Below are 19347 nucleotides of genomic sequence, written 5' to 3'. Positions count from 1 at the left end.
GTCGGCTGCCCCGCGACCCGCCACATGATCCAAACGACACGCCCTAGCCGCGCCGGTGGACTACCGCCCCCCGAGGGGCCGTTCACCCGCCCCAGTACGCGGAGAAGGCCCGCACCCCGATGGGTGCGGGCCTTCGTTCCCCTGGAACCGGACGTTCGTGGGCTCGGGTCAATGGGCCGGTGAAGGTCGGCTCCGGAAGGGGGCGGCTGACTGTTCGGGGTGTGTCAGACCGCCGCCTCGGGGTCCTTGGCCAGACGCGGGGCCGGAACGGCCTCCGTCGTCTCCGGGTAGTGGCAGGCCGTCAGGTGACCGGCGTTGCTGCCCGAGATCTGCACCAGCGGCGGAGCCTCGCTCGCGCACTTGTCCGTCGCCTTCCAGCAGCGGGTGCGGAACCGGCAGCCCGACGGCGGGTTGAGCGGCGAGGGCACGTCACCCTTGAGCAGGATGCGCTCGCGGGCCGGCGCGTCGTCCGCGGTCGCCTCGGGCACGGCCGACATCAGCGCGCGGGTGTACGGGTGACGCGGATTGCCGTATAGATCCTCGCGGTTGGCGATCTCGACGATCTTGCCGAGGTACATGACCGCGACGCGCTGCGAGAAGTGCCGCACGATCGCGAGGTCGTGGGCGATGAAGAGGAACGCGATGCCCAGGTCCCGCTGGAGTTCCTGGAGGAGGTTGACGACCTGCGCCTGGATGGAGACGTCGAGAGCCGAGACCGGTTCGTCGGCGACGATCAGCTTCGGTTCCAGGGCGAGCGCGCGGGCGACGCCGATGCGCTGGCGCTGGCCGCCGGAGAACTCGTGCGGGAAGCGGTTGTAGTGCTCGGGGTTGAGACCGACGGTCTCCAGGAGTTCCCGGACGCGCTTCTCCTGGCCCCCGGGCGGGTTGATCCCGTTGATCTCCATCGGACCCGAGATGATCTTTCCGACCGTCTGCCGCGGGTTCAGCGAGGCGTACGGGTCCTGGAAGATCATCTGGATCTCGGAGCGGACCGGCGCCAGTTCCTTGCGGTCGGCGTGCGTGATGTCCTGGCCCCGGTAGCTGATCCTGCCGCTGGTGGGTTCGAGGAGCCGGGTGATCAGCCGGCCGGTGGTCGACTTGCCGCAGCCCGACTCGCCGACCAGACCGAGGCTCTCGCCCTCGCCGACCTGGAAGTCCAGCCCGTCGACGGCCTGCACGGCGCCGATCTTCCGCTTGAAGGGGAAGCCGCCCATCACCGGGAAGTGCTTGGTCAGCCCGGTGACGTCCAGGAGGGGGTTCGTGTTGCTCATGATCGTGAAGTCCCGTCTCAGTTACGTCAGTGCGACCGGGTCGCGGCGAGGTCGTCGAAGTATTCCCGGCGCTGGTCCGCCGTGAGGTGGCAGGCGGCACCGCGCCCGTCCGTGACCTGGAGCAGCGGCTGCTCGGTGGAGCAGAGCACGCCCCCGACCTTCTCCTTGAAGGTGCACCGCGGGTGGAAGCGGCAGCCGGTCGGCGGGTTCAGCAGCGACGGCGGCGAACCGGGGATCGGGGACAGCGGGACGTCGACCGGTCCGTCCAGGCTCGGCATCGAGCCCAGCAGACCCCAGGTGTAGGGGTGCTGCGGCGCCCGCAGCACCTCCTTCTTCGTCCCGCGCTCCACGCACCGGCCGCCGTACATCACGAGCACGTCGTCCGCGATGTCCGCGATGACACCGAGGTCGTGGGTGATGAAGATGATCGCCGTGCCGAACTCCTGCTGGAGGTCCTTCAGCAGGTCCATGATCTGGGCCTGCACGGTCACGTCGAGCGCGGTGGTCGGCTCGTCCGCGATCAGCAGCTCGGGGTCGCAGACCAGCGCCATGGCAATCATCGCGCGCTGGCGCATACCGCCGGAGAACTGGTGCGGGTAGTCGTCCACGCGGACGTCCGGCTGCGGGATGCCCACACGCCGCAGCATCTCGATCGCCCGGTCCCGGGCCTCCTTCTTGGAGGCGCCGGTGTGCTTGCGGTACGTCTCGCCGATCTGCTTTCCGACGGTGTGGTACGGCGACAGCGAGGCCAGCGCGTCCTGGAAGATCATCGACATCTTGTTGCCGCGCAGCCGCTCCATCTCCCGCTCGGAGGCGGTCAGCAGCTCCTTGCCGTCGAGCAGGATCTCCCCGTCGATGGCGGTGCGGTCGCGGTCGTGCAGGCCGAGGATCGTCAGGTTCGTGACGGACTTGCCGGAGCCCGACTCGCCCACGATGCCGAGCGTCTTGCCCTTGGCCAGGTCGAAGGTGAGACCGTCGACGGCCTTGACGACGCCGTCTTCGGTGGAGAAGTGGACCTTCAGATCCCTGACGGACAGGAAGGGCTGCTGATCGGTGCTCGTCACGGGGACGCTCCTGAGGGGGGTGATGCCGGGGTTGCTGTCGGGGGCGGGGTGCCCGGGGGTCAGGCGAGCCGGATCCGCGGGTCGATGAGGGCGTAGACGGCGTCCACGATGATGTTGAAGAACACGATCGCGCCGGCGGACAGCACGGTGACGCCGAGCAGCATGGGCAGGTCGCTCTGGTCGACCGACTTGACCGCGAGACGGCCGATGCCCTGAAGGCTGAAGGTCGACTCGGTGATGATCGCGCCGCCGATCAGGGTGCCCAGGTCGATGCCGAACACCGTGACGATGGGGCCCATCGCACCGCGCCAGGCGAACCGGAAGAACACGTTCGCCCCGGACAGGCCCTTGGCACGGGCCGTGCGGACGTAGTCCTCGCTGAGTTGCTCGACCATCTGGGAGCGGGTCATACGCGTGTAGTTCGCGGTGAAGATGATCGCGAGCACGAGCCAGGGCAGCAGCAGCCCGGAGAACCAGGCGACCGGGTCCTCGGTCAGCGGGGTGTACTGCGGCTGGTCGAGCCAGCCGAGCTTCGCGACGAAGAAGAACATCGCGACGTAGCCGACGAAGTAGATCTGCAGCGAGGAGCCGAGCAGCGAGGTCGAGCTGGCGAACTTGTCCAGGAACTTGCCCTGCTTGAGGGCCGCGAGCATGCCCGCGCCGACACCGAGGACGAGGAAGACGACGGCCCCGCCGAAGGCGAGGGAGAGCGTCGTCGGCAGACGGTCCATGATCGTGCCGAAGACCGGCTCGCGGTTGGCGAAGGAGTAGCCGAGGCAGGGGGCTTCGCAGTGCCCGTATCCGGCGTAGTCGCGGCCGACGAAGACGCCCTTCAGCCAGGACCAGTACTGGACCGGGATGGGGTGGTCGATGCCCAGGTTCTTCCGGATCTGCGCGAGGTTCTCAGGCGTGCAGTTCTTGCCGCAGGACATCATGGCGGGGTCACGCGGGACGGCGTAGAAGAGCCAGAAGGTGATGGCACTGATGATCAGCAAGATGACCAGCGCGCCGGTGACTCGGCGGATGAGGAAGCGGGACATGAGGCGTGACTTTCCGGACGGGGCGCCGTCGCCGGGAGGGGAGTTGAGGGGGGTGGGCCACGGGGGCGGCCAGGTGAATGGCCGCCCCCGAACCGTCGTGCGCGCTTACTTCATGGCGTAGAGCTTGGTGAGGGCGACGCAGGTGTTGCCGCTGTCCCAGACCACGTTGCCGACCTTGGAGCCGTACAGGTAGTTGCGGATGGAGTGGTAGTCGGGCACGACCGCCGCCAGCTCCATGATCATCTTGTCGACGTTGCCCCAGGCCTTGTTGGCCTGGTCCACGTCCGCGGTCTTGGCGGCGGCGTCGATGGCCTTGTTCACGCCCGGGTCGTTGAGCTGGGCGTAGTTGCTGCGGCCGTCGCCGATGTTGTCGCCGCTCCAGCACGGGTAGAACTGCGAGTAGCCGCCCGGCCAGTCCGGGCTCCAGCCGGCCGCGAACAGGTCGAAGTCGTTGTCGATCTTGCCGATCTGGGTGTAGAAGGTCGACTTGTCGACCTGCTTGTTGACGACCGTGAAGCCGGCCGCCTCCAGGGCGTTCTTGATGGCGACGGCGGACTTCACCGCGTTGTCCGACGCCTGGTAGGCGATGACCAGCTTGTAGCCGACCTTGCCGGCCTTCTTCAGCAGCTCCTTGGCCTTTTCGGGCTGGCCGCCGGGCTTCTTGGAGACGCCGTACAGGTCGAACTTGGTGTAGCCGGGGGTCACCGGGGCGAAGATCGTGGTGGCGATCTCGCTGGTGGAGGCGCCACCGCGGATGGTCTGGAGCTGCTGGTGCGGCCACGCGTAGTTGATGGCCTTGCGGACCTCGACGTCCTTGACGCGGGTGGTGTTGATCGGCCAGTAGTAGGTGACCGTGTCGACCGCGGTGAGGACGCGCTTCTTCAGCTTGGGGTTGGTGAGCACCTGGGCGATGCGCTCGGGCGCGATCTCGTTGAAGATCGGCACCGCGTACTGGTCGTTGCCCTGGTCCGCGATCCAGCGGTCGGTCGAGGCGACCAGCTCGAAGCCCATCTGGAAGACGTACTTGTCCGGGTAGGCGTTGCGGATCGAGTCCGTCTTCGGGTCCCAGTGCTCGTTGCGCACGTAGGTCATCTGCTTGCCGATGTTACGGACGTCGATCTTGTACGGGCCGCAGGAGACGGGGCGCTTGTCGTACTTCTCCTTGGTGTCCTTCTTCTTGGGCACCAGGGAGTAACCGCGCATCGCGAGCGTGTAGTTGAAGTCGACGCGGGCTTCCTTGAGGCGGAAGGTGACGGTCTTGCCGTCGATCTCGATCGAGTCGAGGCTCTTGCCGCTGTAGGGGCCCTTGTACTTGTCGCCACCCTCCAGGAAGTCCTGGACGTAGCGGGGACCCTCGGTGACGAAGGACGCGTAGAGGCGCTCGAAGGTGTGGCGGACGTCGTCCATGGAGAGGTCGGCGCCGTCCTCCCACTTGATGCCGTCCTTGATGGTGAAGGTCCAGGTCTTGCCGCCGTCCTTCATGGTGCCCGCGTCGGTCGCGGCGTCGCCGACCAGGGTCGCGTTGCCCTTGTCGTCCAGCTTGTAGCCGGTCAGACCACGCATGATCGGGACGGTGATGGCGCCCTCGGTCGAGACGTAGATCTGCGCCGGGTCCAGGTGGTCCATGTCGAACTGCTGGAGCGAGTAGATCGTCCCGCCCTTGACCGCTCCCTTGACCTCGGGCGCCGGGCCGGTGGAGTCGGCCTTCGTGCCCACCGGGATCTCGGTGGTCTTGGAGCCGGTGACCGAGGGGACCTTGCGGCCGGACTTGTTGTCGCTGCCGCTGCCGCCACAGGCCGTGAGCACGGACGACGAGGCCGCGACCACGCCGGTGGCGATCATGAAGTTTCTACGGGAGAAAGACATGGAGAATCCTGCCTTATAGGGACGATCGGGACGGATGATCCGGCCGCACGACGCTGAACCGGCCGGGTGGAGCTGTGGTGGCTACCGCTTGGACTTCGGGTCGAGCGCGTCGCGCACCGAATCGCCGAGCAGGTTGAAGGCGAGGACGAAGATCACCATGGACAGGCCCGGGAAGAGCATGAAGGTGAGGTCCTCGGTGTAGAACTGGGCGCCGCGCTGGATCATCACGCCCCAGTCCGGGGTCGGGTCGATGATGCCGACGCCGAGGAAGGCCAGACCCGCTTCGGCGGTCACGTAGGCCGGGAGCATCAGGGTGGACTGGATGATGATCGGCGTCCACAGGTTGGGCAGCAGCTCCTTGAACACGATCCGCCGGGGCGAGGCGCCGGTGACCTTGGCGGCCTCGACGTACTCGCGCTCACGCAGGCCGAGGACCTGGCCGCGCAGCAGACGCGCGATGGACGCCCAGCCGAAGGCGGAGAGGACCACGATCAGGGAGATGGCCCGCAGGGAGGTGGGGGTGTTCTCGTCGGGGGCGACGAAGAGGCCGTAGACCACCGGCATGAAGGCGATGAAGAACAGCGTCGACGGGAACGACAGCAGGATGTCGATGACGCGGCCGACGAGGTAGTCCGTCTTGCCGCCCAGGTAGCCGGCCGTGATGCCGACGACCACGCCGATGAAGGTGGTCAGCAGGGTGGCGGCGACGGCGATGCCCAGGGAGGTGCGGATGCCGTAGATCAGGAAGGTGAAGACGTCGCGCCCGAGCTGGGGCTCGATGCCGAACCAGAACTCCGAGCTCATGCCGCCGTTGGGGCCGGACGGGTAGGAGAAGGCGTCGAGGAGTTCCGGGCGCTGGCTGGCGTAGGTCGTGTACGGGTTCTTCCCGTACAGCTTGGCTATGAGCGGAGCGAGGATCGCGATCGCGAAGAAGAAGATCACGATGGCCGCGGATATGACACCGGTGCGGTCGCGCTTGAACCGCTTCCAGGCGAGCCGCCCCGGGGAGCGACTCTCCGAGCCCTTGGGGTTCATGGACGAATCCGGGATCGATCCGATCTCGTCGGTCACCTCAAGCGATGCGGCCGCGGAAGGAGTGGGGAGTGTCATGGTGCTCCATGCCCGATGGGGTCAACGGCATCCGCAGGGCGCTCCCTACGGGCTACGCCGGACTTTTTCAACGCAATTCATGCAAGGTCAATAAAATCTCGGTCGCCTTGGGTTTCTCTTTACCTTTTTGAATCTTGCTTGACCCAAGCGTAACTACGCGTGTAGCGCACTGTGGCCGTACTGTGTCCGGAATCGGGCCAACTACGCGAAACGGACAACGAGTTCGATAACCGGACGGCGGAGTCTCGGAATGCGTACATCTGGTGCTTCCAAATGAACGGTTCCGCATCGAACGGTGAAGATCCGTTGCGCTGATCTTCGAGATCCTTTGCAAGATCTTCTGACGGCACGTCCGAAGTGACCCTGTCCGGATCGTCCGGAGTGTCCCCGCTGGATCACTCGCGGGCCCCTTCCGTCCGCCTGCGGCTCCCGTCCCGGATCGATCCATCCGGATGGTGTTGCCACCCGGAAGGGTGGGGTGAATGTGCGATACGTCTCATATCGTCAGATATTGGGCGCTAAAGGCACGACGCACCGGAGCCGAACGCACGACCCCGGCGCCGGAGGCACAGCGCACTCTTGAGGAGGCACTCCATGCGTGGAGCCACGCACGCCAGATGGGCCGCATGTGCGGTGGTGGTAGCCCTCGCGGCGACCGCCTGCGGGGGCGGAGGGAGTGACAGCGGCGGCAGCGGCGACGGCTCCGGCACGGTCAGCTCCTCCTGGGGCGACCCGCAGAACCCGCTCGAACCGGCCAACACCAACGAGGTGCAGGGCGGCAAGGTCCTCGACATGATCTTCCGCGGGCTGAAGCGGTACAACGCCAAGACCGGCGCCGCCGAGGACATGCTCGCCGACAAGATCGAGACCTCGGATTCGCAGAACTTCACGATCACCATCAAGGACGGCTGGAAGTTCAGCAACGGCGAGCCGGTCACCGCGAAGTCCTTCGTGGACGCCTGGAACTACGGCGCCAGCCTGAAGAACAACCAGAAGAACGCGTACTTCTTCGGGTACATCGACGGCTACGACAAGGTCCACCCCGAATCGGGGAGCCAGAGCGCCGACACCCTCTCCGGGCTGAAGGTCACCGGCACGAACACCTTCACGGTCAAGCTCAACCAGAAGTTCTCGACCTTCCCGGACACCCTCGGCTACGCGGCCTTCTCCCCGCTGCCCAAGGCGTTCTTCGACGACCACGCGGCCTGGGTGAAGAAGCCGGTCGGCAACGGCCCCTACACCATCAGCTCCTACACCAAGGGCTCCCAGATGTCCCTGGTGAAGTGGGACGACTACTCCGGGGACGACAAGGCCAAGAACGGCGGCGTGACCCTCAAGGTCTACACGGACAACAACACCGCCTACAACGACCTCCTCGCCGGCAACCTCGACCTCGTCGACGACGTGCCCGCCGCCCAGCTCAAGAACGCCAAGAACGACCTGGACGGCCGGTACATCAACACCCCGGCCGGCATCATCCAGACGCTCGCCTTCCCGTTCTACGACAAGAAGTGGAACACCAGCGGCGCCAAGAAGGTCCGCCAGGGCCTGTCCATGGCGATCAACCGCCAGCAGATCACCGACACGATCTTCCAGAAGACCCGCACCCCCGCCAGCGACTGGACCTCCCCGGTGCTCGGCGAGAAGGGTGGCTTCCAGAAGGGCCTGTGCGGCGACTCCTGCGACTACAACCCCACCGAGGCCAAGAAGCTGGTCCAGGAGGGCGGCGGCCTGCCCGGCGGCCAGGTCAAGATCAGCTACAACGCGGACACCGGCTCCCACAAGGAGTGGATCGACGCGGTCTGCAACTCCATCAACAACGCCCTCGGCAACAACAAGGCGTGCGTCGGCAACCCGATCGGCACCTTCGCCGACTTCCGCAACCAGATCGGCCAGCACAAGATGCCCGGTCCGTTCCGGGCCGGCTGGCAGATGGACTACCCGCTGATCCAGAACTTCCTCCAGCCGCTGTACTACACGAACGCCTCCTCCAACGACGGCCAGTGGACCAACAAGGACTTCGACAAGCTCGTCAACCAGGCGAACGCGGAGACCGACACCGGCAAGGCGATCAAGCTCTTCCAGCAGGCCGAAGGGGTCGTACGGGACAACATGGCCGCCATCCCGCTCTGGTACCAGAACGGCAGCGCCGGCTACTCGGACAAGGTCTCGAACGTGGCGCTCAACCAGTTCAGCGTCCCCGTCTACAACGAGATCACCGTCAACTGAGCCGCCCGGGGCGGGTCCGCCGCGCGGGCCCGCCCCACTACCTCCGGAGCACTCATGGGACGGTACGTCATCCGGCGTCTGCTACAGATGATCCCGGTCTTCATCGGCGCCACACTGCTCATCTTCCTGATGGTCAACGTGATGGGCGACCCCATCGCGGGCCTCTGCGGCGACCGGCAGTGCGACCCCGCCACCGCCACCCAGCTGCGCACGGAGTTCGGCCTAGACAAGCCCCTGTGGCAGCAGTACATCACCTACCTCAAGAACATCTTCACCGGTGACTTCGGCACCGCCTTCAACGGACAGCCGGTCACCGAGCTGATGGGCTCCGCCTTCCCGGTCACCATCCGGCTCACCATCGTCGCGATCGTCTTCGAGATCGTCATCGGCATCACCCTCGGCGTCATCACCGGGCTGCGCCGCGGCCGGCCCGTCGACACCGGCGTCCTGCTGCTGACCCTCGTCGTCATCTCCGTGCCGACCTTCGTCACCGGTCTGCTGCTCCAACTGCTCCTCGGCGTCGAATGGGGCTGGATCAAACCGTCCGTCTCCCCGGAGGCCACCTTCGGCGAGCTGATCGTGCCGGGCCTGGTGCTCGCCTCGGTCTCCCTCGCCTACGTGACCCGGCTGACCCGGACGTCCATCGCCGAGAACCGACGGTCCGACTACGTCCGTACCGCCGTCGCCAAGGGCCTGCCGCGGCGCCGGGTCACCGTCCGGCACCTGCTGCGCAACTCGCTGATCCCCGTCGTCACCTTCATCGGCACCGACATCGGCGCGCTGATGGGCGGCGCGATCGTCACCGAGCGGATCTTCAACATCCACGGCGTCGGCTACCAGCTCTACCAGGGGATCGTCCGCCAGAACACCCAGACCGTCGTCGGCTTCGTGACCGTCCTCGTCCTCGTCTTCCTGGTCGCCAACCTGCTCGTCGACCTCCTGTACGCCGTACTCGACCCGAGGATCCGCTATGCCTGAGCAGCCGCCGTACGAGGAACAGCCGCACCACGGCCCCGAGGGCCCTCCGCAGGAGGACCTCGCCGTCGCCGGGACGGGCTTCGGCGGCCCGATGGGCCTCGGGGCGAGCGAGGCGGAGACCCTGGAGAAGACGCCCGGCGGCCCGGAGGGGACGGGGCCGGGAGAGAGCGCGCGTTCCCTGTGGTCCGACGCCTGGCGGGACCTGCGCCGCAACCCCGTCTTCATCATCTCCGGGCTTGTCATCCTCTTCCTGGTCGTCATCTCCATCTGGCCCCAGTCGATCGCGTCGGGTAACCCGCTTGTCTGCGACCTCTCGAAGAGGCAGCAGGGCTCCCAGCCCGGCCACCCCTTCGGCTTCGACGGACAGGGCTGCGACGTCTACACCCGGACGGTCTACGGGACCCGGATCTCCATCAGCGTCGGCGTCCTCGCCACGCTCGGCGTCGCGCTCCTCGGCTCGCTGCTCGGCGGACTCGCCGGTTTCTACGGCGGGCTGAGCGACTCGCTGCTGTCCCGGCTCACCGACATCTTCTTCGCCATCCCGGTCGTCCTCGGCGGTCTGGTCCTGCTCTCCGTGGTCACCAGCAACACCATCTGGCCGGTCGTCGGCTTCATGGTGCTGCTCGGCTGGCCGCAGATCTCCCGGATCGCGCGCGGCTCCGTCATCACCACCAAACAGAACGACTACGTCCAGGCGGCCCGCGCGCTCGGCGCCTCCAACTCGCGGCTGATGCTGCGGCACATCACCCCGAACGCGGTCGCCCCCGTCATCGTCGTGGCGACCATCGCGCTCGGCACGTACATCTCCCTGGAGGCCACCCTGTCCTACCTGGGCGTCGGTCTGAAGCCCCCCACCGTGAGCTGGGGCATCGACATCTCCTCGGCCTCCGCGTACATCCGCCAGGCCCCGCACATGCTGCTGTGGCCGGCCGGCGCGCTCGCGATCACCGTGCTCGCGTTCATCATGCTCGGCGACGCGGTGCGCGACGCCCTCGACCCGAAGCTGAGGTGACCGCCGTGCTGCTCGAAGTGCGCGATCTGCACGTGGAGTTCCGGACCCGGGACGGCGTCGCCAAGGCCGTCAACGGCGTCAACTACAGCGTCGACGAGGGGGAGACGCTCGCCGTCCTCGGCGAGTCCGGCTCCGGCAAGTCGGTCACCGCCCAGGCCGTGATGGGCATCCTCGACATGCCGCCGGGGAAGATCACCGGCGGCGAGATCATCTTCCAGGGGCGCGACCTCCTCAAGCTCAAGGAGGAGGAGCGGCGCAAGGTGCGCGGCGCCGAGATGGCGATGATCTTCCAGGACGCGCTGTCCTCCCTGAACCCCGTGCTCAGCGTCGGCGACCAGCTCGGCGAGATGTTCACCGTGCACCGCGGGATGTCCCGCAAGGAGGCCCGCGGCAAGGCGATCGAGCTGATGGAGCGGGTGCGCATCCCGGCCGCCGCCGACCGCGTACGGGACTACCCGCACCAGTTCTCCGGCGGTATGCGCCAGCGCATCATGATCGCCATGGCGCTGGCCCTGGAGCCCGCCCTGATCATCGCCGACGAGCCGACCACCGCCCTCGATGTCACCGTGCAGGCCCAGGTGATGGACCTGCTCGCCGAACTTCAGCGCGAACTCCACATGGGGCTCATCCTCATCACCCACGACCTCGGCGTGGTCGCGGACGTCGCCGACCGGATCGCCGTGATGTACGCGGGCCGGATCGTCGAGTCGGCGCCCGTGCACGACCTCTACAAGGCGCCCGCCCACCCCTATACGAAGGGGCTGCTGGAGTCGATCCCGCGCCTCGACCAGAAGGGGTCGGAGCTGTACGCCATCAAGGGACTCCCGCCCAACCTGATGCACATCCCGCCGGGCTGCGCCTTCAACCCGCGCTGTCCGATGGCCCAGGACATCTGCCGCACCGAGGTGCCGCCGCTCGCGCGGGTCGACGCCGACCGCGGGAGCGCCTGCTTCTTCTGGAGGGAGTGCCTCGATGGCACAGACAGCCACTGAACCCCTGCTGGAGGTCAGCGGGCTGGTCAAGCACTACCCGCTCACCCAGGGCATCCTGTTCAAGAAGCAGGTCGGCGCGGTCAAGGCGGTCGACGGCGTCGACTTCTCGCTCGGCCGCGGCGAGACCCTCGGCATCGTCGGGGAGTCCGGCTGCGGCAAGTCGACGGTCGCCAAGATGCTGGTCAACCTGGAGAAGCCGACCGACGGCACGATCAAGTACAAGGGCGAGGACATCACCCGCCTGTCCGGGCGTGCGCTGAAGGCCGTGCGCCGCAACATCCAGATGGTCTTCCAGGACCCGTACACCTCGCTCAACCCGCGTATGACCGTCGGCGACATCATCGGGGAGCCCTACGAGATCCATCCCGAGGTGGCGCCCAAGGGCGACCGCCGCAAGCGGGTGCAGGACCTCCTCGACGTGGTGGGGCTCAACCCGGAGTACATCAACCGCTATCCGCACCAGTTCTCCGGCGGCCAGCGCCAGCGCATCGGCATCGCCCGCGGTCTCGCGCTGCGCCCGGAGATCATCGTCGCCGACGAGCCCGTCTCCGCCCTCGACGTGTCCGTACAGGCCCAGGTCATCAACCTGCTGGAGAAACTCCAGGACGAGTTCGACCTCAGTTACGTCTTCATCGCGCACGACCTGTCGATCGTGCGGCACATCTCCGACCGGGTCGGGGTGATGTACCTCGGGCGGATCGTCGAGACCGGACGGGACACCGAGATCTACGACCACCCGACGCACCCCTACACCCAGGCGCTGCTGTCCGCCGTGCCGGTGCCGGACCCCGAGGCGCGGGAGCACCGGGAGCGGATCATCCTCACCGGGGACGTGCCCTCGCCCGCGAACATCCCCTCCGGCTGCCGGTTCCGCACCCGCTGCTGGAAGGCGCAGGAGCGCTGCGCGCTGGAGGTGCCGCTGCTCGCGGTGCCGGCCGAGTTCCGGATCGGGGACGGTCCGGCCGCTCACGACTCGGCCTGTCACTTCGCCGAGGAGAAGCAGGTCGTGCCTCCGGAGGAGCCGCCGAGCGGGGTGGCATAACCGCACAAACACGCATGAACTTCGTTAACACGCAGGCAACTTGGCGGAAGCGGTACCGATATACGGACGCGTCAAGGTGAACAACGTACGGCCGTGCGGGTGCCGTAAACGAGCCGGGGTGCGCCATGTCACCCCGGCTCGTTTTTTCGCGCCTGAACCGGCGCCGCTCTCGCGGAGCCGGCTGACGCCTCGGCGGGGCTGCTCGACCGCTGGTCGCGGTGATCCTTGGAGGGGTCTTTGCTCAGCTCAGGCCGAGCGAACGCTTGAGGAAGTCGACCTGGAGCAGGAGCAGGTTCTCGGCCACCGTTTCCTGAGGGGTCATGTGGGTGACGCCCGACAGGGGAAGCACCTCGTGCGGGCGGCCGGCGGCCAGCAGGGCCGAGGACAGCCGCAGGGTGTGCGCCGCCACCACGTTGTCGTCCGCGAGGCCGTGCACGATCATCAGCGGGCGGTGCGGCTCGGCGGGCGCGGACAGCCCCTCGTCGGTGACGAGCGAACTCCCCGCGTACGCGGCCGGGTTGGCGGCCGGGTCACCGAGGTAGCGCTCCGTGTAGTGGGTGTCGTACAGCCGCCAGTCCGTGACCGGGGCGCCGGCGATGCCCGCGTGGAAGACGTCCGGGCGGCGTAGCACGGCGAGCCCCGCGAGGTAGCCGCCGTAGGACCAGCCGCGGATCGCCACCCGGGACAGGTCGAGCGGGAACCGTTCCGCGAGTGACCGGAGCGCCTCGACCTGGTCGTCGAGGGAGAGCGTGAAGTCGTCGCGGATCGCCTTCTCCCAGGCGGGGGAGCGGCCCGGGGTGCCCCGGCCGTCCGCGACGACCACCGCGAATCCCTGGTCGGCGAACCACTGCGAGGTCAGGTGCGCGTTGTGCGCGGCCACCACCCGGGGGCCGTGCGGACCGCCGTAGGGGTCCAGCAGGACGGGCAGGGGATTGTCGCCGTCGTAGTCGGTCGGCATAAGCACGGCGCATGGGATTTTCCGTGCGCCCCCCTGCGTGAGCGTCACGCGCGGGGACAAACCGGGATCTTCAGCGTATGAGGTGATGGTCACCGGGTTCTTGGCGCCGCGCAGCACCTGGACCCGGGCGCCCGGCCGGTCCAGCGCCGAGGAGACGAGCACGGTCACGCCCCCGGCGCGCACCGCCGAGTGCACGCCGGGCTCCTGCGAAAGGCGCTCCACGCCCAGCTCGTTCACCCGGTACACGTGCACCTCGCCGGTCTCCGGCTCGGCCGCCGCCTCGCCCGCCGAGGCCGCGACCAGCACGTCGTCGGCCGACACGTCGAGGACCGCCCGGACGTGCAACTGCGCGCCGGTCAGCGGGCGTTCACCGAACGCCAGGACGCGCGCGCCGCCCTCGTCGGCGATCCGCACGAGCTGTCCGCCGGGGCTCCAGCAGGGCACCCCGGGGAAAAGATCAAGCCAAACTGGATCTTCGTCGGCGTGCACCATCCGGGTCGACCCGGAGTCCGGGTCCACCGCCAGGAAGAGCTGACTGCGCTGGTCGCGCGCCTGTACGAGGATCAGCGGTGCTCCCGCCGCTGACCAGTGCACATGCGCCAGATACGGGTATCGGGCGCGGTCCCAGGAGACCTCCGCGCGCTCCCCGTCCAGCCCGAGGACGAAGAGCCGTACCTCCGCGTTGGCGGTGCCCGCCGCCGGGTACGGCACCCGCTGCGGCTCGGTCTCCGGGCGCGCCGGATCCGCGATCCACCAGCGCCGTACGGGCGAGTCGTCGATCCGCGCGACCAGCAGCCGGTCGCTCTCGGGAGACCACCAGAAACCGCGCGAACGCCCCATTTCCTCGGCCGCGACGAACTCGGCCAGACCATAGGAAACCGACCCCGCGCCCGCCGCCGGCTCCGGCTCCGCGAGCGCCCGGTCGTCCTCGCCGTCCGCCCCGACGACCCGCAGGGCGCCCCCGGCGACATACGCCACGAGCCGTCCGTCGGGGGACGGGCGGGGATCGATCACCGGCCCCGGCACCCGGATCTCGCGCGCCGTCCCGGCCCGCAGCTCCGCCGTGAACAGCCGCCCCGAAAGAGTGAAAGAGGCCAGCTCGACGGCCATGTCGGTGGCATATCCGACGATGCCCGCACCGCCCTCGCGACTGCGCTCACGGCGCGCCCGCTCGGCCGCCGGAAGCCGCTCCGTGGCCCCGCCGAGCAGCGCGCCGGGGTCCGCCGCGGGCCTCTCGCGGTTCTCCGCCACGTCGAGGACCCACAGGTGGTGCGCCCGGTCCGTGCCGGACGAGGAGCGCAGGAACACCACGCGGGAACCGTCCGGCGAGACGGTGAACGCGCGGGGCGCTCCGGAGGTGAACCGCTGCGTGCGGGCGTGCCGGCGGGGGAAGGACAGAGGCTCGTTCGTCATGGCCCGACCATATTGGCCATGCGCCCCCTTGTGCGGCCGTGCGCCGATCGATGCGCGCGTACGGATAGTTATGATCACTAGCGCTGCGTGGGTAGGAACCTGCTGGCTGCTGTTCGGACGTACCGACCCCGTACGAACCCTCGTGCGGGGATCTGCATGTCCTCCGTACAACCCCCCTGGTCCCTGGGAACTTTGGAGGTGAGCCGCCGTGGCACTTTCGATTTCGGCGGTGGTGCTGCTGGCGATCATCGTCTTCATCCTGGTGAAGAAGTCAGGACTGAAGGCCGCCCACGCCTTGGTGTGTGTCCTGCTCGGCTTCTACCTCGCCTCCTCGACGATCGCCCCCACGATCAACGACCTGACGACGAACATCGCGGGGATGATCGGCAGCATCAAGTTCTGACCGCCCGCCAGGTCAGCCCTCGGCCGCGTACGCCACGAAGCCGGCCCAGGCCCCGGGTGTCACGGTGAGCCGGGGGCCGGCGGTGTCCTTGGAGTCGCGGACGTGGACGATGCCAGGCGTGGCGGCGACCTCGACGCAGGATTCGCCGTTGGTGCCACCACTGTGGCTGCTCTTGAACCAGGCCAGTTCGGAGGCGTTCCCGGCGTCCGTCTTGCGGATCATGTCTCTCCCAGCAGTTGCGCGATGAAGGCCGCTGTCTCCCGTGGCGGGAGCGCCTGAGCCCGGATGGTGCCATATTGCAGCTCAATGGTGTGGAGCTGCCTCGGATTAGAGGTCGGACGGCCGTTGAAGACGCCGTCGGCTCGGCCTACGGCGGTGCCGTCCGCGAATTTCAGCAGCTCGATCCTGCCGTCCAGCCCCGGGTGGACATCGCTCCGCGTCGGCATCACCTGAAGTGTGACGTTGCGCAACTGGCCCACCTCCAGCAGGCGTTCGAGCTGCTGCCTCCACGCCATTGTGCCTCCCACTTCCCGTCGGAGCGGCGCCTCTTCCAGTACAAAGCTGATGGCAGGGGCCGGGTCACGTTCGAAGACCGACCGCCGGGCCAGACGGGCCGCGACCATGCGTTCCACGTTGTCCGGTGAGTACGGCGGCTGCGCTGCCTCGATCAAGGCGTGCGCATGCTCGGGTATCTGCAACAGCCCCGGGATGATGTTGCATTCGTACACCCCGATCTCGACCGCCTGCCCCTCCATCTTCGCCAAGTCCCGAACCTTCTTCGGGTACCGGACCTTCGCCACGTCCTCCTTCATCGCCGAGATCAGTCCGCCCGCGTCGAGGACCCCGTCCGCCATGTCCAGATACTCGGGACGCGGGATCCTCTTCCCGCCCTCGATCTTGTAGACCATGTCCTCCCCGTAGCCGACCGCCTCCCCGAACTCGGCCGCCCGCATCCCCACCGCCTCCCGGCGCAGCCTCAGCTGCCGCCCCACGGTGGCGATCACGGCGATGCCCCAGTCGTCGTCCGGGTCGACCTCCCAACCCGGCTCGTCCGCCTCGCTCTTGAGTCGCTTCACGTCGTCGACCGACATCCCGCACCCCTCCGTCGTACCGCCATGTCCCAACGCGCCCTACCCGTACGACGGTTCTGGACAGCCCGGACACGACCGGACAAGCTCCGGACAGTGACCGTACGTACCGGCGTCGTCACTGTTCACGGTAGGTGCGCGCGGCCACGCTGAGTGATGTGAACCGAGAAATCGCCGACCCCGAGGCCCAGCTCGCAGGACCCGTCAGGAACTCCAGCGTCCTGCTGTCACCGACCCCGCGCGGCGCCCGCCTCGCCCGGCTGCTCGCCACCGAGCAACTGCGCGCCTGGGGGCTGCCCCTGGACCGGGCCCCGCACGTCGTCGCGGAACTCGCGGCCAACGCGGCGACCCACGGACGGGTCCCGGGCCGTGACTTCCGGCTCACGCTCTACGTCGTCGGCGGCACCCTGCGGATCGAGGTCACCGACACCCGGGGCGACCGGCTCCCGGAGACGCGGGACCCGGCGGGAGACGCCGAGGGCGGGCGGGGGCTGGTGCTCGTGGACGCGCTGGCCGACCGCTGGGGGGTCACCCCGGGTCCGTACCCCCGTAAGACCGTGTGGGCGGAGATCCACCTGCCACCGGAACCCGCCCCCTCGTGCTGCGGTGCCGGGCGCGGTCTTTCCCAAGGCACACGAGGGTGAAAGGACCCGGCCAAGCCCCACCCCTCCCGCCCCCGGCGCAAACTCACTCGGGCGAGTGAACATCACCGACTCGGCTGGATTCGGGGGCTGTTGAGTGCCCTACGCTCGGCGCAACACAACAGCAGACATGCGACGGCCCTCGCCGGGACTGCAATCCCTGGGCGAGGGCCTGACCACCGAGGAAGTTAGGGCCTTCCTGATGGACACTGAAAACCTTAGCGCGCCCCCGCGCGCCCGGTCCCGTATTGCCGCCAACAAGCACCCGAACCGGCACCCCGCACGGGCCGGTGGTGTCATCCACGACAACACCCGGCACACCGCCCGTTTCACGGTGATCGGCAACCACCTCGCCCAGCACCCGGAACTGTCCGGGCTCGCGATCGGACTCGGCGTCCACATCCAGTCCCTTCCCGCCGGTGCGCCCGTCGACATCAGGACTTTGGCGGCCCGCTTTCCGGAGGGCGCGACCCGGATCGCCGCGGCCCTGCGCGAACTCGAAGCCCACGGCTACCTCCGGCGCACCCGCGAACGCGTCCCCGGCGGCCGGATCGTCACCCGCACGGTCTCCTGCAACCAGCCGGGCCACCGAGCCGGGGAAGAGGCACCCGCGCGTCGGGGCGGGCCCGCTTCCGGGTACCCCGCCCGCATCCTCCCGGCGGCGCCCCCGCCCCCGCACCCCGTCCCGCGCCCGGTCACGCCCGACCGGCGTGAGCGGCACGAGCGGGGTACTGCGCGGGCGCCCCGGGCGTCTCTCCCCGAGGTGCCCCGCGCGGCCCGCGCGGCCCCCGCGCTCCTCCAGACCGCCACCGACCTGCTCGCCGGCCTCCACCACCACGACCCCCGCCTGCTGCTGTCGGCGAACGACACGGAGCACCTGGCCCCGGGCGTCGCCGCCTGGCTGGAGCGGGACGTCAGCGCCGGGTCGGTAACCCTGGCCCTGACCAGGGACCTGCCACCGGAAGGACTCAGGCGCCCGGCAGCGCTCCTGGCCCACCGGCTCGCGGCGCAGTTGCCCCCGCCGCCTCCGTTCCGCACCCCGGCATCGCCGCCGCCCGTCCGGCACCCGCTCCAGACCTGCGACGGCTGCGACCGCGCCTTCCGGTCCCCCACCCCCGGCCTCTGCCGAGACTGCCGCCCGGCCTCCGGAAGTGCCGCCTGATCTCCCGCCCCCGTTCTGGACGAGGCGCTGAAGGCGGTTCGCCGTGACGTGGGAAGGGGAGCGCGCCCTCGGCGGGGAGTGCGCCCTCGGCGTGGACGAGGGCGCCTGGCCGTGCCCGTGCTCGGCCCTGCCTCGTAGGCTGGCACCATGACGGAACTGCCCGACCGGCGTCTGCTCCTCGTGCACGCGCATCCCGACGACGAGTCGATCAACAACGGCGCCACCATGGCCCGCTACGCGGCCGAGGGCGCCCACGTGACGTTGGTTACCTGCACCCTCGGTGAGGAGGGCGAGGTCATTCCGGCCGGGCTCGCCCACCTCGCCGCCGACCGCGAGGGCGGCCTCGGCCCGTACCGCGTCGGGGAGCTGGCCGCCGCCATGAAGGAACTCGGCGTCCACGACCACCGCTTCCTCGGCGGCCCCGGGCGGTTCCGCGACTCCGGGATGATGGGCGTCGAACAGAACCACCGCCCCGGCGCCTTCTGGTCCGCCGACCTGGACGAGGCCGCCGACTGCCTCGTGGAGGTCGTCCGCGAGGTACGCCCCCAGGTCCTCGTCACCTACGACCCCGACGGGGGATACGGGCACCCCGACCACATCCAGGCCCACCGCGTCGCCACCCGCGCCGCCGAACTGGCCGCCGACCCCGCCCACCGCCCCGACCTCGGCGCCGCCTGGCGGATCACCAAGACCTACTGGAACCGGATGCCCCGGCCGGTCGCCGAAGAGGCCTTCGCCCGGCTCCGCGCCGCGCTCCCCGAGCTGCCGTTCGAACGCGCCGCCGACATCGAGGACGTACCGGGCGTCGTAGACGAGACACTGATCACCACCGCCATCGACGGCACCGCCTACGCCGCCGCCAAGGTCGCCGCGATGCGGGCCCACACCACCCAGATCACCGTGGACGGCCCCTGGTTCGCGCTCTCGAACGACCTCGCACAACCCGTCTTCACCACCGAGTACTACCAATTGGTGAACGCCCCGCGCCCCGCCGAGCGCGAGACGGACCTCTTCGAGGGCATCGAGGGCATCGAGGGGATCAAGAGGAATGGCGAGGGCATTGGATGACGGACGTACG

The 19347-nt window shown here is 68.7% G+C and carries 17 protein-coding genes; 9 read left to right on the top strand and 8 right to left on the bottom strand.

The window, feature by feature from the left end; genetic code table 11:
• Positions 1-224: 224 nt before the first annotated feature.
• The 5 genes from AB0912_RS05755 to AB0912_RS05735 all read right to left on the bottom strand — a co-directional run bounded on the left by AB0912_RS05755 (position 225) and on the right by AB0912_RS05735 (position 6351).
• Positions 225-1271, bottom strand: a complete 1047-nt coding sequence (locus AB0912_RS05755; RefSeq protein WP_366696675.1) for a dipeptide ABC transporter ATP-binding protein — start codon at positions 1269-1271, stop codon at positions 225-227.
• A gap of 26 nt (positions 1272-1297) precedes the next feature.
• The gene (locus AB0912_RS05750; protein WP_366696674.1) at positions 1298-2335 is read right to left on the bottom strand and encodes an ABC transporter ATP-binding protein; all 1038 of its coding nucleotides are present in this window, start codon (positions 2333-2335) and stop codon (positions 1298-1300) included.
• A gap of 59 nt (positions 2336-2394) precedes the next feature.
• Positions 2395-3375: an ABC transporter permease gene (locus AB0912_RS05745; protein WP_366696673.1), complete on the bottom strand. Its 981-nt coding sequence runs from the start codon at positions 3373-3375 to the stop codon at positions 2395-2397.
• Between the two features lie 105 nt (positions 3376-3480).
• Entirely contained in the window at positions 3481-5241 is a 1761-nt protein-coding gene (locus AB0912_RS05740; protein WP_366696672.1) for an ABC transporter substrate-binding protein, read from the bottom strand.
• Between the two features lie 81 nt (positions 5242-5322).
• Positions 5323-6351: an ABC transporter permease gene (locus AB0912_RS05735; RefSeq protein WP_366696671.1), complete on the bottom strand. Its 1029-nt coding sequence runs from the start codon at positions 6349-6351 to the stop codon at positions 5323-5325.
• A gap of 594 nt (positions 6352-6945) precedes the next feature.
• Here AB0912_RS05735 and AB0912_RS05730 point away from each other — a divergent pair.
• The 5 genes from AB0912_RS05730 (at position 6946) to AB0912_RS05710 (ending at position 12604) form a co-directional block, all read left to right on the top strand.
• Positions 6946-8580, top strand: coding sequence for an ABC transporter substrate-binding protein (locus AB0912_RS05730; RefSeq protein WP_366696670.1), 1635 nt, complete (start codon positions 6946-6948; stop codon positions 8578-8580).
• Between the two features lie 54 nt (positions 8581-8634).
• Positions 8635-9558 (top strand): ABC transporter permease, encoded by a 924-nt coding sequence (locus tag AB0912_RS05725; RefSeq protein ID WP_366696669.1) that lies wholly within the window; start codon positions 8635-8637, stop codon positions 9556-9558.
• A 91-nt stretch (positions 9559-9649) separates the two neighbouring features.
• Entirely contained in the window at positions 9650-10570 is a 921-nt protein-coding gene (locus AB0912_RS05720) for an ABC transporter permease (protein WP_366696822.1), read from the top strand.
• A 5-nt stretch (positions 10571-10575) separates the two neighbouring features.
• A complete protein-coding gene (locus AB0912_RS05715; RefSeq protein WP_366696668.1) occupies positions 10576-11562 on the top strand; it encodes an ABC transporter ATP-binding protein in 987 nt (328 codons plus the stop codon).
• Positions 11543-12604 (top strand): dipeptide ABC transporter ATP-binding protein, encoded by a 1062-nt coding sequence (locus AB0912_RS05710; protein WP_366696667.1) that lies wholly within the window; start codon positions 11543-11545, stop codon positions 12602-12604. The genes AB0912_RS05715 and AB0912_RS05710 overlap by 20 nt, the downstream gene beginning before the upstream one ends.
• A gap of 241 nt (positions 12605-12845) precedes the next feature.
• Here the strand turns inward: AB0912_RS05710 and AB0912_RS05705 are convergent, their stop codons facing one another.
• Complete coding sequence (locus AB0912_RS05705; protein WP_366696666.1) at positions 12846-14975, bottom strand: prolyl oligopeptidase family serine peptidase; 2130 nt, start codon at positions 14973-14975, stop codon at positions 12846-12848.
• A gap of 208 nt (positions 14976-15183) precedes the next feature.
• On the opposite strand from AB0912_RS05705, the gene AB0912_RS05700 reads away from it, so the two are divergent.
• Positions 15184-15378 carry a hypothetical protein gene (locus tag AB0912_RS05700; RefSeq protein ID WP_366696665.1) on the top strand — a complete coding sequence of 65 codons (195 nt, stop codon included), beginning with the start codon at positions 15184-15186 and terminating at the stop codon, positions 15376-15378.
• 12 nt (positions 15379-15390) lie between these two features.
• On the opposite strand, the gene AB0912_RS05695 is transcribed toward AB0912_RS05700, so the two are convergent.
• Positions 15391-15600, bottom strand: a complete 210-nt coding sequence (locus AB0912_RS05695) for a DUF397 domain-containing protein (protein WP_366696664.1) — start codon at positions 15598-15600, stop codon at positions 15391-15393.
• Positions 15597-16469 (bottom strand): helix-turn-helix transcriptional regulator, encoded by an 873-nt coding sequence (locus AB0912_RS05690; protein ID WP_366696663.1) that lies wholly within the window; start codon positions 16467-16469, stop codon positions 15597-15599. The genes AB0912_RS05695 and AB0912_RS05690 overlap by 4 nt, the downstream gene beginning before the upstream one ends.
• A 155-nt stretch (positions 16470-16624) precedes the next feature.
• Here AB0912_RS05690 and AB0912_RS05685 point away from each other — a divergent pair, with 155 nt between their 5' ends.
• The 3 genes from AB0912_RS05685 to mshB all read left to right on the top strand — a co-directional run bounded on the left by AB0912_RS05685 (position 16625) and on the right by mshB (position 19337).
• Positions 16625-17110: an ATP-binding protein gene (locus tag AB0912_RS05685; protein WP_366696662.1), complete on the top strand. Its 486-nt coding sequence runs from the start codon at positions 16625-16627 to the stop codon at positions 17108-17110.
• A 199-nt stretch (positions 17111-17309) separates the two neighbouring features.
• On the top strand, positions 17310-18269 hold the full coding sequence (locus tag AB0912_RS05680; protein ID WP_366696661.1) for a helix-turn-helix domain-containing protein: 960 nt from the start codon (positions 17310-17312) through the stop codon (positions 18267-18269).
• A 147-nt stretch (positions 18270-18416) separates the two neighbouring features.
• Complete coding sequence (mshB, locus tag AB0912_RS05675) at positions 18417-19337, top strand: N-acetyl-1-D-myo-inositol-2-amino-2-deoxy-alpha-D-glucopyranoside deacetylase (RefSeq protein WP_366696660.1); 921 nt, start codon at positions 18417-18419, stop codon at positions 19335-19337.
• The last annotated feature ends 10 nt before the right edge of the window (positions 19338-19347 follow it).

The organism is Streptomyces sp. NPDC007084, from assembly GCF_040703595.1.
GTDB lineage: Bacteria > Actinomycetota > Actinomycetes > Streptomycetales > Streptomycetaceae > Streptomyces.
The sequence above is the reverse complement of the archived record's forward strand: the minus strand, read 5'-3'. Positions and strand labels throughout refer to the sequence as shown.